Source organism: Cohnella sp. CFH 77786, assembly GCF_019400745.1.
Lineage (GTDB): Bacteria > Bacillota > Bacilli > Paenibacillales > Paenibacillaceae > Cohnella.
The window spans coordinates 200,076-215,196 of the sequence record NZ_WJIB01000009.1 but is presented as its reverse complement, the minus strand read 5'-3'; the positions used below and the strand labels follow the sequence as shown (position 1 = coordinate 215,196).

The window sequence follows — 15,121 nt, the reverse complement described above, 5'->3', positions numbered from 1 at the left end:
GTCCATGCCGGCAAGTTCAATCCGTACGGCTGGCATCTGCACCTTGACAGTCGTAGCGACTCCTTATTTGATTTTGAACGCGGCGACGGTTGAATTCAGTTCCTCCGCCAAATGAGCGAGCGACTGGGCCGCGGCTGCGGTTTCCTCGCTGCTGGCAGCGGACTCTTCGGTTGCTGTGGAGATTGTCTCGATCGAGCGAAGCACATTCGCCGTTTGCGCGGACTGTTGCTCGGTGGCCGCCGCAATCTCCGACACTTTCGCATTCGTATCGCCAACCATGGCGGCAATGCTCTTGAAGGCTTCGCCGGACTGCCGGGATACGGTGACGCCCTCATCGACCGCGCGTACGCTTTGCATCATATTCGTCTGCATGGTTTTGATGATCGTCGTAATCTGCTTCGTTGCCTCGCCGCTCCGTTCTGCCAGCTTCCGCACTTCATCCGCGACCACTGCGAAGCCGCGACCCTGGTCGCCAGCCCGCGCAGCCTCGATCGCGGCGTTGAGCGCGAGCAGATTGGTCTGATCGGCGATATCGTCGATGACTTCGATAATCTCTCCAATCTTGTTGGAGTCCTCCTCAAGCCGAGTCATCTGATCCTTCAGCCGGTCCATGCTGCCGATCGAATCCTCTACCACTTTCGTACCTTCTTGAGCAATCGCGGCTGTGCGGTCCGACAGATGGGACGCCTGCTCCGCGCTTTGTGCCACCGAGCCAACCGCCTCGGACAATTCTCCGACCATCTCGTTCATCGCTTGGGCCGAGAGGGCTTGCTCGTTGCCGTTGCTTGCAATCTCCTGCGTGGTGGCCGAGATCTCTTCCGCCGCCGCAGAGACGCTGTCTGCAGCGGCGAAAATCTTGGCCACCGTATCCTTGAATCCGTCGATCATGCCATTGAAGTAAAGATTAAGCTGGCCGATCTCGTCCTTGGCGTTGAATTCTCCTTGCACAGTCAAGTCTCCTTGTGCGGCCCGGGCCATCAGCTCCTGCAGCTTCTTGACCGGGCGGGTAATCATGTTCGTGATCGCGATGCCGATCAAGGACAGGAGTGCTATAGCAATGACGGCGACGGCGATCATGATCTTGGTGGCTATCGCCGCATTATTCTGGTTCCGGTCGTTGATGTCCTTCGCCGACTGGAGGGAATAGTCCATGAAATCGTTGATGGCGTTGTTCAAATCACTTAACATGGCGTAGCCTTTGTTTACATACAGGGCATATGCTTGGGCATTTAGACTTTCTGTACCCACGGCACCCAATTTTCGGATTTGGGTTTCGACAGGCTGGTACGCTCTTAACTTTTGAACGTATATGTCGAACAGCTCCCGCTGCTTCTCGTCCAGGTTGGCGCCTTGTATAAACTTGATTTCGTTTTCATTAGCGGCTATCAGGCTGCTGACCTTCTCTAGCAAGGTCTGAATTCGCTTCTTATCCGATGAGATGATGATATCCATCTCGGCTGTCGCGACGGCCTGTGTGTTTGTTCTCATTTTGCCGGTTGATATAACGACTTGCATACTGTTCTCGTACATGCTTTTCGCGCTCTTGGCCATCCTGGATATGTTGTAGTAGCCGACCCCGGCAACGATAAATAGCATGATGAGTCCAACGGCAATTAGCGTGAAAGTTTTATACTTTAGCTTCAAGTTCCAAAACCTCTTCATCAGGGCGATCGCCGTCCTTTCATCATGGCAAGTTATGCATTCTTGCGAATTCTGAATCAATTAGGCATACTTCATCTTATCCAACCACTTCTCAGCTTCTTCCAATTTGCTAAAATATCCTTTTAAGATCGGAACCCCATCATTCGATGCAGCCACTTTATGAAAGAATGGCTTTTTCAATATATTTTCCGGCAACACCATTGCCAGGAACCTGACTCCGGATTCCTGGAATCCGGGATATAAATGAATGGCGAACAATTGGCGAACTTCTTCCATATAAACGGTGCGTTGACAGATATGGAATAATACATTCCTGCACCGCTTTATCTTCGTTAATTCCAATACTCTTTCTCCATAAGCTCTAAAATTACATTCGGTTGTCGCATCCGGCCATTGCCATACAACGGCATTCAGCCTTTCGTTCCAGACAATGGCTGAGTCCAGTTCATTCATTTCGTTCCCCACTCCTTGCTTCTTAACTTCAAAGCATATGACAGCAGTTGTTCGTTCACTCGAATCATCTTCCATCTCTTGCAGCGCGATCCAGGGCTTTTTTGAACAACTCTTCATCCAGCGGCTTCATGATGAAGTCATAAGCCCCCCCCAAGATCGCCGCCTTCACCATCGGCTCCTGACCTATGGCCGAAATCATGAGAATCTTCGCTGCCTTGTCGATAGCCCGGATCTCTTGAACGGCCTCGATGCCATTCTTATTCGGCATGGAAATGTCCATTGTCACCAGATCCGGACGCAGTTGCGAGTATTTAGCCACCGCGTCGTTGCCGTCAACCGCTTCGCCCGCGACGAAATGCCCCTCCGACTCGATCATTTTCCGAAGCATCATCCGCATAAATGAGGCATCATCCACGATCAACACTTTCATAGCCGCAACAGCGTCCCCCATTCTAATCAATTAGCCTTCCAGAGCCAGACACAATTCCATGCCATCCAGACCTTCCATTTGAATCGGAATGGCTATCAGGGACTTTTCGCTCCTCGCCACTTCCACGCTATTTCCCATAATAACGGCAGGGGGGGTAATATCTACGGCCATTCCGTGCTGCGAGAGCTGAATGGTTGCGGTCCCGCAGATCATATTGCCAATCTCGGCAATGGCGCTCTGAGCCATCGAATCGAGATCGGCAACGACGACTCCCCCCATCATGTTGGATACAATACAAAGCGCATCTTCCTTCGTATAGCCAAGGTAAACTTGTCCCCGCAATTGACCGCTCACGCCTATGACCGTCAATACTTCAAACCCAGTACAAGGCGTTTGGCGTACAGCAGGTTTGCCTATTGTCAAAGTAAACCGATACATCCCCAAAATATGGCTTGCCGCTTCCAGAAACGCATTGACATGCTGAGCATTCATTCGGTCGCCACTCCTCTGTGTTTAGCATAATACGACATTCAAACCGAGAAAGAAGAGCTTCGCGAAATCCGTTATACGACACTCGCAGACGCCCTCAGGATTCTAGATACTTTAAATGCCGTTGTGTTTTTCCGCTTGCTCACGTCAATCCGCCGGCCATCTTCATGATACCGCCGATTTCCAGAATAAGAGCTACCCGTCCGTCCCCCAGAATGGTCGCTCCCGATATTCCTTCGATATTTCCGACATAAGCTCCAAGCGACTTGATCACAACCTCCTGATAACCGATAAGACCGTCTACCGCGAGGGCCAGCCGCTTCTCCGCACGGCCTATAACGACGATGGGAATCTGTTTGCGTTTGATGCCGGTCCGCGGATACCCTAATGAATCGTGCAGCCAGACGACAGGGATGATCCGCTCGCGCAAGGAGACAACAGGTACCCCCTTCACCGATTGGAGCGCCTTCGGTTCCATCTGGATAATTTCGACGACATTGCTCATCGGCAGGATATAGATCCTTCCTCCGATATCCACCATGAGCCCCGTGATGATGGCGAGCGTCAGCGGAAGCCGGATTCTGAAGCAAGTTCCCCTGCCCTTGAACGTCTCGACTTCAATCATGCCGTTGATCCGTTCGATACCTGCACGAACGATGTCCATGCCGACGCCCCTGCCGGAAATATCGCTAATCTCGGATGCCGTCGACAATCCAGGATGGAATATTAACTGAATGGCTTCGTTCTCTTTTTTTTGCGAAGCTTCTTCTGCGGAGAAGAGATTCTTGTCTATCGCTTTGGCGAGAAGCTTGTCCGCGTCGATTCCGGCTCCATCGTCCTTCACCGTAAGAACGACCTGATTGTCCTCATGAGCGGCGCTGATCCGCAGGATTCCTTGTTCGGGCTTGCCGGCCTGCCTGCGAGCCTCCGGAGTCTCAATCCCGTGGTCCAGCGCATTCCGGATCAGGTGGATAAGCGGGTCTCCCACCTCTTCGATAAGGTTCCGGTCCAGCTCTGTCTCGTTTCCCTCCAGCATCAGCTCCACTTTCTTGCCGAGCCCATTGGCCAAATCTCGGACAACCCGTGGAAATCTGCTGAACAACTGCTCGATCGGAAGCATCCTGACCTTCATGACACTGTCCTGAAGCTCGCCGATAACGCGGGTCAAATGATCGAAGACGGGGCTCATTTCCTTAACGGTTTCGTCTGAACCGTATTTCTGCTGAAGATTGGCTTCAACCTGGCGGATTCGAGTCTGATCGATAACCAGCTCCCCGACCAAATTCATGAGTGTCTCCAGTCGATCTACATTCACCCGAATACTCTGCGCCTTAACCCTTTCCGACGGGGGCAGCCGGAAAGAAGATTCCGGACGACCGCCTATGTCCGTCCGCACAATGACCGGGGGTTGTGATTGCGAATGGAGCTCGTCCAGGCTGCAGGGCACCGCTTCGACCGAATCGACATCGAACCAAGTACGGATTTCTCTCTCCAGTTCTTCCTTCCGGTCTGCTGCAGCAATCAGCCAACGGACGAATTGTCCGTCGGGAGGCGGAATGTCTCTCCAACGCGAAAGAAGTTCCGACCAGATGACGGGCGCCGTGTCCCGAAGCTGCTTCTCGATGACATCCAGTCGAACGCTCTTCATCAGACATTCGGAGGAGAGCCTGATATACAGCCTGTACAGGGACAGCCCCCCTTCGACCTGTCTCCGCGCCATCTCCCATTCGTCCTCCCTTAGCGGGAACGACTCGGAGATCACGGTTTTATCGCCCTCCCCCTTCTCTGCATGAACCAGCATTTCCTGTGCCCGGCGAGCATCCAATAGCATCATGTCGCCGACCAAATCGTCAATGTCGGACAATTCCCTGCTGTCCAACGCGATTTCGGCTTCAAGCACCTTCAAACGGTCCACGCATTGAAATAGCAAAGTTATCATTTCAGTCGTAATGGGATACACTTCGCTTCGGACGTTGTCGAGAATGGTCTCCATTGCGTGGGTGATCTTCGTCATCTTCTCGTAACCCATGGTTGCGGAAGAGCCTTTCAAGGTATGTGCGGCCCTAAACAGGCTTTGTACACCTTCCGCAGTTCCCCCTTCCTGCTCGAGACGAAGAATCTCGCCTTCCATTAGCTGGAGTTGTTCACCAAGATCATCCAGGAAATGGGATTGGTATTGCCTCATATCGGTCATCCGACATCGCTCTCCTACTCCCGAATCAACACTTCATCCAGCTTCAAGATACCTGTCAGTCCGGCTGATGTGATGCCGATTCCAACGAAATAAGCGCCGTTGATTCCCCCGACACGCTCTGGAGGCGGCTGGATATCGCTGAAGGCAGTTACCTTGCGAACCTTGTCCACGATGATGCCGACGGACTCCTCCCTGTGATTGACGACGATAATGCGGGTGGATTTTGTCACGCTGTCCGGGTCGAGCGAGAATAGACTTCTAAGACTGATAACGGGAACGATCTTCCCCCGCAAGTTGATGACACCCTGTACATAGCGGTGGCTGTTGGGGATTTCTGTAATGTCCTGCATCCTTATAATCTCATGGATGTCCGAGATGAGAATGGCATAGTTCTCATCCGCGATACCAAATTCAACATATTGGATTTGATCGACTGCCTGCATTCCCTGGACCCTCCAAGTTCTACAAAAATAGAAGCGGCGGTTCAACATGAAGAATCTGTTCACGTGGACAACCGATTACGCCGATCCATAATTTTTGATCCTTATCCTTAATTCATATACAGCAAAAGCCCTATATGAATCATAGACGAGAGATATGTGTCTGATTCTACTTTTTCCGTTACTTTTCCATTAATAAACCTCACATAACTTTCATTTTTGCAGGAGTTAAAGGCCAGGATCGTAGCCGTGCTGCGGCGAATCGGAACCCGGAATCTTGACTTATCTCCGCCATGAAGTGATTTAACAGCTGCCTCATATTTCTGTTACAAATTCATCCAGAACCCAGAGCGACGCTCCTTGATAAGCGATTCGTTTAGCCGGCAACCCGGTTTCTTCCTGCACGTTTGGCCTGATAGAGGTTATTGTCGGCCAGAGTCAACAGGCGGGAACGGCTTAATCCTTCGGAGAAGGTACTGACTCCTATACTGGCGGTTACCGGCAGTTTACCCGTAATGGGACGCCAATCAGCCGAACGGATCTCATGGCACAGCACTTCGGCAAACTGCAGTGCCTGTTTGGAATCATAATCGGGAAGCACGACAAGGAATTCCTCCCCGCCTAAGCGGACGGCGGCTTTAGGCTCTTTGGCGGCGGCTTCAAGAATTTTGGCAACATGGATCAGCACGGTATCGCCGATCTCGTGGGATAGCGTATCGTTGATTCGCTTGAAATGATCCAGATCCAGCAAGATGAGCGAGAAAGGCTCGCCGGATGCGGTAGAGAGCCGAATCAATTCGTCGACCCGCTCATCCATGTAACGCCGGTTATACAGATTGGTTAATGGGTCGCGCAAAGCCATATTCCGGTAGTACTCAGCAGCGCGTTTGGCCTCCTTCGTCTCAAAGACAGCTTGAAGGACTTTCGCCCTTGCTTCGCGCTCTTTAGAGCGAAGCTTTTCCGACTCGGTATGGAAGCTGCGGAATTCCTCATAAGCTTCACGATACCATCCGGATGCGGCATAGAGCTCGGCTTTCTCCTGCATGATCTCCACCTGTATACCTGTAAGGCCGTACTCCCCGCAAAGCCGAAGTGCTGCATCAAGCGTTGCTTGCGAACGATCGTACGCTCCCTGAAGCCGTTGCGCTTGTGCAGCGGTGATGAAGCAAACGGGCAGGAACGTTACTTCGCTTAGAAGATCATCCAACCGACGGTCAATCACGACCTGAAGCGTCCGCTCCGCCCCCTCATAATCCCCACGAAGAAGTTCAACCCGGGCAATCGTATCCAGAAAATAGGGATCAAGCCGCACGTCGTATTTTTTCGCTAACGACCGAAATCGTTCGACGAACTCGGTTGCTCCTTCAGCATCGCCGAGTGAGTACTGCGTGTATGCCATGTTGTTTAATACTTTGAGAGCAAGCTTGATATCATTGATTCCGGCGGCGATGTCGAGAATCTCTTGATCGCATTTTTTTGCCTTTTCGATTTCCCCGTTGTTAGCAAGCGCAAACGCAAGCTGCATAAGGTGATTTGCTCGGGTCCGAGGCAAGACATCTTCGGGCAAATGATCGATAGAGATCAGTGCATGCTCCAGCGTCCTGGGCATATCCCCAAGCAGCTCGAAGAATGTCGAGAGATGCCGATGACTGCGAGCCAGAATGTAAGGATGATGAGAGAGCGCCCAGCCATTGATTTTCTGGAGAATGCGTCCACCTTCCGCCAATAGTCCTTTCCGGAGCATCACTTCGGCATGGATTAACTGGGCGCGCATTTCCAATTCCTCGACACCCAGCATCGAGGCAATCTCTATTGCTTTCAAGGCAAGGGTAATAGCTGATTCAATCGTGGTACGATGTGTGACTTCAAGGATATCAAGAGCCATGGCAAACGTCTCAGGGGTGTAGCATTCGACCCGATTGTCCTCCCGGGACAAATTCGCTTCCTCACCCCACAGGCGGAAGCAATATACACATGTCTCAATAGATCCGAAATCAGGGTGCCATACCAGCTTGCCATGGCATCCTCTACATTGCATTTGGATAAGCGTCACAGTTAAACCTCCCATCCCGCCGATTCAGCATTCCTTCAACGTAGTGAATTGGGATCCGCAACCTTAACCCATTTCCGACGATCTGCTACCCGGAATGCTGAACGATATTTTCGTAACTCTGTTTGAATTTTGTTATTTTTTTCTTAATCCTCCGGTATGCATTGTCTACCGATTTGAGAGGGATTCCGGCTTGACGCGCCACCTCTTTGTACGAAACTCCATGTAAGAAATGGCGGAAAACTTTTCTTTCCATGGGCGTGAACGATTCCATTATCTTGAGAATGTACCGTTTGCGTTCATCCTCATTCTCACGAAGAATCAACACTTCTTCCGGAGTAGGACATTCGGATGGTATCATCTCAAACAGCTGGCGTGCCTCCACTTCTTTATCAAGTGAACTCGACTCACTTAGCATAAGATGCTTTTTGCGAGTGGCGGCTTTTACCGCATTAATGATTCGGTTCTTGATATGAATTTGGGCAAACGGTTTGAAATCGCCTTTGGAAGACTCATACTTCTGAAGTGCAACATAGAGTCCGATACAACCTTCTTGATATAAATCTGGTTGTAAAACGCCTTGTATATAGAATCCGCTGCAATATTTCCTAATAATGGGGGCAAACAAACGAACAAGATCATTAAATGCTCCTTTATCCCCCAGATAATAGGATGTTAATATCTGCTCATCCTTCATTCGGGCACCTCTGATTATTTAATTCCTTACACTGATCCCTCAAATTTCCAAAGTAATCCTGAACCGATTCCTTGGAGAGCGCCTAGAACCGCTGTAGCAAGTTCTTGATCTCCTCGAATGAAACCGGTTTGCTGTACCAATACCCTTGATTCAGATCGCAACCCCAAGCCCGCAGCATCTCAGCCTGATCCTTGGTTTCTACCCCTTCCGCCACGATGTTCAAGCCGAGATTATGCGCCAAGTCAATGATCGGACCTACGATCTGTTTGCTGTTGGACGATTGGATATCCAAATCCCAAATGAAAACTTTATCGAGTTTCAAAATATCGATTGGCAATTTCTTCAAATAACCCAAGGACGAATAGCCCGTGCCGAAATCGTCCAACGCGAGGCGGACACCAATAGCACGCAACTGCCGAAGCGCCTCGACGCTTTGTTCGAAATTCTCGATGACGATGCCTTCCGTAATCTCAAGCACGAGGTGTTTAGGATCGATTCCGCTCTCATGCAAAGCGTGCTTGACTGCATCAATTAAAGACGGGGAACGGAGTTGCAGCACCGATACGTTGACGGAGACGGACATCGGTTGATACTCGTCCTGCAACAGACGGCATGCCCTGCATGCCTCTCTCAGCACCCACTCCCCTAGCGGTACGATCAGGCCGACTTCTTCTGCAAGCGGAATAAATTGATCCGGAGAGATCGGTCCGAGCTCGGGATGCGACCATCGCAACAGAGCTTCAAATCCATAGAGACGGCTGGTTTGGGCATCTACAATTGCCTGGTATTGGAGGGTCATCGATTGGTTAAGAACGGCGTTACGCAGTTCTTGCGTCAGTTTCTCCTTCTCTAACAACGTGCTGATCATATCGGAAGAGAAATATTGAATTCGATTCTTGCCGAGAGCCTTAGCGTGATACATCGCCATATCCGAATTTTTCAACAACTCTTCTTCGGTAGCGCCGTCATCAGGGAACATAACCACTCCAGCGCTAAAATTGATATAGTAACTGTGTGAAAATAAATTTACCTGCGAGGAGAAAGCCGTGCGAAGCCGCTCAACATAATGTTCTAATTCTTGCTTGGAGCCAATATGCTGCAACAGAATGACGAATTCATCGCCTCCGAAGCGGAACATCATGTCGCCGTCTCGATGAATCCCGATTAATCTTGAACAGATTTGCCTAAGCAGTTCATCGCCGAACTTGTGCCCGCGGGTGTCGTTAATCCATTTAAAATTGTCTAAATCGATGAATATCAAGGCGAAGTTCCCGTTGAGCCGCTTTGCATCCTGCAAAGCCTGCGTTAGCTTTTCATCCAGAAAGCGCCGATTCGGAAGACCCGTCAAAGCATCGTAAAACGCCGATTCGTGAATGAGCTTTATGCTGGCTTGTATTTTGTGAGCCATCTCTCGAATGGCTAATGAGATTTGTCCAAATTCATCATGGCTCGGAACCATTTGGAACTCTGTCAGTTGTCCCTCGGCAATACGATGGAGTTGTTTAATAATAATCGGGATGTATTTCAACATATAATTTAAAAGAAATGTAACCAGTAACAAGAGAATGATTCCGGCACCAAGGTTGGATAGAAGCGATGTTCGCGAAAGCGCTCTGAGCTGGTCCAACACTTCAAACTCCGGCAGCGCCGATGCGACATACCAACCCGTTAATGGAAGACGGGTAACGATGATGTATTGTTTTTGTCCGTTAAGCTCGATGAGCGCAATGCCGTCAAGCAGTTTCTTCAGACCTTCCCGTTCGGGAACCAGATCATTCCATCCTCTCATGACCAGATTACGGTTTGGATGATATAGAATCGTACCATCCTCATCCAGCAAAAAGGTATATCCGTTTTCGCCGACATGATATTGCTTCATAATTAAAGGAACCATTCGATGAACAAGCGTAGAGTTATTTTGTAGCATCACGCCAATTTGCTGTGCGGTAGCCGAATTAATCGTCGCCAGCATATTTTCCGTATTTTTCAACAAAATCGATTTCGTTTTCGAATATTGAAGTAAGCCGGCTACGGATAACACCGCCGTAATCGTAACCAGTAGGAGGAGGACAAGCTTTCTGACGATACTCCGATTGAACCATCTTAGAATTGGAATAAGAAGAACCCCACTTTCAAATTTTCTGACTGAAAATGAACTTGGAGCCGCGATCGCGGGTTCTCTTTTTGTCCATTTTACAGTTTGAATTTCTCTACTAAGGCTCGCAATTCTCCTGCCATGTGGGTAAGGGCAGCCGAAGAGGATGAAATCTCTTCCATGGATGCCAACTGCTCTTCGGCGGCAGCAGATACATTTTGCGTCCTGGCTGCCGTTGATTGCGCAACACCTGAGATTCCTTCGATGGCTTGCACGATTTTCCCGGTTCCCTCCGAGATTTGCTGCGAAGCCGCAGATACTTCCCTAACTTGCGTATTTACGTCGACGACAAAGTGTTCAATCTCAGCAAATAGTTGACCAGCAGCTTGCACCACTTCCCTGCCAACACTCACTTCGTTGGTTGCGGATTGCATGGAAGTTTGGGCATTTTCGACCCTACTACGGATGGTTTGGATCAATCCTGCGATTTGTTCTGCCGATTTGGAGGACTGCTCCGCAAGGTTTTTCACTTCATTGGCTACAACGGCGAATCCACGTCCATGTTCTCCCGCACGCGCCGCTTCGATTGCCGCATTCAGCGAAAGCAGATTGGTTTGATTTGCGATCTCGGTGATAGCTCCCGTGATTTGTCCGATCTCCAGAGAAGTGCTTGCCAGATGGTTAATCACCTGTGCCAGTCCATCGACAGAAACGCTGATGGAATTCATTTGTCCCGTCGCGGTTTGAATAGCTTTTCCGCCCATAGACGATTTTTCCGCTGCCTTTGTCGTGGTTTCTGCAACGGCCCTGGCATTTGCCGCAATTTGCTGAATTTTGGTGGAGACTTCCTGAATCGTTTGAGAGCTTAACTCCACTGTGTGAACCTGTTGAGCGGCTCCATCCGACATCTCTTGAGCTGTACTTGCAATATGTTCGGTAGCTTTGGAGGTTTGTTCTGCGCTTGCCGATAACTGTTCAGATGAAGCCGCTAATTGACTGGACGATTCGCTGACCTCAACCAAAACCGATTTAAGTGAATCCACCATCTGGTTAAAGCTTGCTCCGAGCTCGCCGAATTCGTCTTTAGATTCAATGTTTGCACGACATCTTAAGTCGCCCGCGCTGATTCTTCTGGACGTTTCGTTCAAAACACGCAACGGTGATGTAATGGCTCGAACGATATAGTAAACAATGATGGCTCCAGCAACTACAGCAATTACAATTACAATCACAGTCCTCCAGAATATAGGAGCAGTTTCATTCGTTATTTCTTCGGCATACCATGTTGCCGACAGCTTCCAGCCGGTTAACGGGTTCGTTGTAAACACATCTTTCTTTGGCTTTCCGTCAAACTGATTGATGTAATCCAATGATCCGGAACTGGAAGCAAATCTTTTGTCAACCGCTTCGCCTTTTGCAACTTCGCCAATTTTCGCTGATGGATGAACCAAATATTTCCTCTCCGAGTCATATAAAATTACATATCCTTGATTACCGATTTTAACTTTACTTACGATTTCACTCAGAGACTTCAGGCTTAGAGTGGCAAATACAACGCCATGACCGTCGCTCGTAACTTTCGCTATCGAAACGACCGTATTATTCGTAGCTTTAGATAGGAATGTATCCGTGACAACTACTTTGCCTTTGTTCTCCATCGCTTTTATGTACCACGGTCGTTTTCTCGCATCATAATCGGCAGGCAATTTTGCGAATGGCGAAACTTGAATTCTCCCCGTATCCGCCCCAACAGCAACATTCTCCAACTCGAGATGAAGCTGCTTGTGTCTGTCGAGAATTTCTTTCAATTTCGGATTTTCGTCTCCCTGCTTTGGAGGGACATCCGCAGCAGAGATTTGTCGCGCCAAAGAATCGACATCCTTCATTTGCGCTTCTATCACTTGGGTAATCATTTGGTTCAACAACGCAACGTTTGCCGAAGCAGTTTTCTTCATTTGTTCATCAATTTTGTTCTTGGCGACGTGATAAGATGCCCAGCCAATAGACAGGCTCGGAATGAGTAAAATAACGGCAAAAGCCAGGATCAACCTGTTTTTAACCAGACGAAATTTAGATAATACCGGGCGTATAATCATCTTATGTATGCTGAACTGAAGTCTCATTGAATAATCCTCCTAATTTGTCGATCAGTTCTCACTGATTAGCAGCAACATATTGCACGAATTCGCTTCTTGGCAATGGACGAGAGAACCAATATCCTTGCACTTCATCGGTATTGAGCCCGGCGAGAAATCGAAATTCCTCTTCCGTCTCCACTCCTTCCGCCACAACGTTCATGCCCAGATTGTGCGCCATTCGGATGATGGCCGTTACGATCGTCTGGTTCTCCCTGTTGGACGGAATGTCTCGGATAAACGATTTGTCGATCTTGAGCGTGGAAACGTCAATTTTCTTCAAGTACGCCAGACTGGAATACCCGACACCGAAGTCGTCGACGGACAGCCGGATTCCCATCGCTTTCAATCGCCGTAACGTTTCCCGGGTGGAATCTTCGTTATCCATCAACAGGCCTTCCGTGATTTCGAGTTCGAGACAGCTTGGTTGCATCCCGTACCGGAGCAGTATCTGTTCGATAAACGTAACCAACCCCGGCTCAACCTGTTTAACCGATACGTTGACGGAAATCGCTTGCGGCGCGATCCCCGAATGAAGCCATTCCCGGTATTGTCTGCATGCCTCCTCAAGCACCCATTTGCCGATGGGAACGATAAGTCCGGTTTCTTCAGCGACAGAGATGAACGTATCCGGCATGACGAGACCTGAGGGGCGATTCCACCTGAGCAGCGCCTCAACATTGTATAAGAGCCCGGTCCTGGCATTGATCCTCGGTTGATAGTACAACTCAAATTCGCGGTGTTGCAACGCTCTGTGCAAGTCGTTCTCCATCCTCAGCCGTTCGTTCTTGCGGATCGTCATATTCGAGTGGTAAAGCATGAAACGGTTTCTGCCTTTCGACTTCGCTTCATACATGGCGATATCGGAACACTTGATCAACGTCTCGGCATCCTCCGCGTCGGCCGGGCCGAACGCCATGCCGACACTTGCCGTAATGTACACTTCCTGGCCGTACAGATCCATCGGCATCTCCAGGCTTTCGATCAACCGAACCGCCGCTTCTTCCACCTGCTCCCGGCTTATCGCCTCCGGCATCAGCACGACAAATTCGTCCCCCGAAATGCGGGCAACCATGTCACGCTCGCCCATACTGGCCTGAATGCGCCGGCCAGCCGCCTGAATGAGAAGATCCCCCGCCTGATGGCCCAAGGTGTCGTTGATGATCTTGAACCGGTCCAGATCGATAAACAATACTGCGACAAGGCGTCCGGGCTGCTTGTCTTCCAGGACGGTCCTAATCGTTTGCACCAGCAACCTGCGATTGGGCAAATTCGTCAGCGGGTCGTAATAGGCCAGCGCAATGGTATCCATCATGCTGTTGAACGCTCTGCCCAGGTCGCCGATTTCATTGTCCGCATTGTCCATGGTCCGGACGGACAGATTGCCCGTCTCGCCCTGCTTCATTACATCACGCAAGCGACGAAGCGGCTTGCCGATTCCCCTTTCGACAAGATACCAGACGCCGAATGCCGCAATCAGGATAAACATGACCGCAATCAGAACGGATTGGACCAGCATGCCCTGAACCGGCTTCAGCAGTTCGTCTTTCGGGAAATGAGCGATCAGATTCCATCCCGACATCGGCGATTTATAATAAGCGTAATACTGATTGTTGCCGTCGTCTTTCCTGGCGAAAACAGTCCCTTTTCCGACTTCCGGACCCTTGCCTATCCAAGTTGGCATCCATCCGGCGTAGGGTTCACCAATCATCGATTTGTCAGGTGAATACACGATCGTCCCTTTCTCGCTGACGACAACAAAGCCGCTGTTATCGCCGAGCCGAATATGTTGCGTCGCCGCTTCAAGGCGCTGGGCCGGGATCTCGAGCAGGATGATGCCAAGCAATTCCTGGGATCGAAACGGGTTGCGAACCATCTGTGCCACAGCGAAATGCGGAATGCCGACATTCATGCTGACGAAAGCCTGAGGCCGGGTGTCAAGCACGATCGGATTGCGTTTCGAATCGAGAATTTGGGTAAACCAGTCCAGTTGGCGAATCGTCGCAGGTTCGATTCTTCGAATATGCGGGTTGCGCAATTCCAATTTGACGGAGCTGATCACCCGGGTCTGATCACCGGAAATAATGGTGAACGTGCCGACGCTCCGATTGGCGATATTGTACGATTCGAGGATTTGTTCGATCTGAAGCGTCGCGTATATACGAGATTCCGGATCGCTATCTTGGTTGATCAGAACGAGCTTGTTGAGCAATTCCTGATCGTGAGCCATGCTGTCGGCGATACTGGTATAACCCTCCAGGATGTGATCGATAAACACTCCGGTCTGGCTGATGGAGTTCTCGGCGGAAGAAACGGATTCCTCTTCCAACAAACGAAAGGAGTCCAAATAGGAAACGACTGTAAGGACGGTCACAATGATCGATACGCTGATAACGAGTGATAACGTAAGTCGAAAAGAAGCAAACCGGGTTATGCCACCGGATGACATAGAAACACCTCCTGACGGCCTCCTATT

Annotated in this window: 11 protein-coding genes; all 11 read right to left on the bottom strand. The window is 50.0% G+C overall.

Going from position 1 to position 15,121, the window contains the following annotated elements; genetic code table 11:
* Window positions 1–63: 63 nt before the first annotated feature.
* Entirely contained in the window at window positions 64–1,644 is a 1,581-nt protein-coding gene (locus tag GE107_RS15015) for a methyl-accepting chemotaxis protein (protein ID WP_219640788.1), read from the bottom strand.
* A gap of 78 nt (window positions 1,645–1,722) precedes the next feature.
* A complete protein-coding gene (locus tag GE107_RS15010) occupies window positions 1,723–2,115 on the bottom strand; it encodes a hypothetical protein (RefSeq protein WP_219640787.1) in 393 nt (130 codons plus the stop codon).
* Window positions 2,116–2,179: 64 nt separating this feature from the next.
* Window positions 2,180–2,545 carry a response regulator gene (locus GE107_RS15005; RefSeq protein ID WP_219640786.1) on the bottom strand — a complete coding sequence of 122 codons (366 nt, stop codon included), beginning with the start codon at window positions 2,543–2,545 and terminating at the stop codon, window positions 2,180–2,182.
* A gap of 30 nt (window positions 2,546–2,575) precedes the next feature.
* A complete protein-coding gene (locus GE107_RS15000) occupies window positions 2,576–3,037 on the bottom strand; it encodes a chemotaxis protein CheX (protein ID WP_219640785.1) in 462 nt (153 codons plus the stop codon).
* Window positions 3,038–3,176: 139 nt separating this feature from the next.
* A complete protein-coding gene (locus GE107_RS14995; protein ID WP_219640784.1) occupies window positions 3,177–5,228 on the bottom strand; it encodes a chemotaxis protein CheA in 2,052 nt (683 codons plus the stop codon).
* 14 nt (window positions 5,229–5,242) lie between these two features.
* Complete coding sequence (locus tag GE107_RS14990; protein ID WP_219640783.1) at window positions 5,243–5,671, bottom strand: chemotaxis protein CheW; 429 nt, start codon at window positions 5,669–5,671, stop codon at window positions 5,243–5,245.
* A 373-nt stretch (window positions 5,672–6,044) separates the two neighbouring features.
* Window positions 6,045–7,721 carry a tetratricopeptide repeat-containing diguanylate cyclase gene (locus GE107_RS27170; protein ID WP_219640782.1) on the bottom strand — a complete coding sequence of 559 codons (1,677 nt, stop codon included), beginning with the start codon at window positions 7,719–7,721 and terminating at the stop codon, window positions 6,045–6,047.
* 85 nt (window positions 7,722–7,806) lie between these two features.
* Window positions 7,807–8,415, bottom strand: coding sequence for a sigma-70 family RNA polymerase sigma factor (locus GE107_RS14980; RefSeq protein WP_219640781.1), 609 nt, complete (start codon window positions 8,413–8,415; stop codon window positions 7,807–7,809).
* Window positions 8,416–8,497: 82 nt separating this feature from the next.
* The gene (locus tag GE107_RS14975; RefSeq protein ID WP_219640780.1) at window positions 8,498–10,405 is read right to left on the bottom strand and encodes a bifunctional diguanylate cyclase/phosphodiesterase; all 1,908 of its coding nucleotides are present in this window, start codon (window positions 10,403–10,405) and stop codon (window positions 8,498–8,500) included.
* Window positions 10,406–10,608: 203 nt separating this feature from the next.
* Entirely contained in the window at window positions 10,609–12,633 is a 2,025-nt protein-coding gene (locus GE107_RS14970) for a methyl-accepting chemotaxis protein (protein ID WP_219640779.1), read from the bottom strand.
* 31 nt (window positions 12,634–12,664) lie between these two features.
* On the bottom strand, window positions 12,665–15,094 hold the full coding sequence (locus GE107_RS14965; RefSeq protein WP_219640778.1) for a bifunctional diguanylate cyclase/phosphodiesterase: 2,430 nt from the start codon (window positions 15,092–15,094) through the stop codon (window positions 12,665–12,667).
* Window positions 15,095–15,121: the final 27 nt, after the last annotated feature.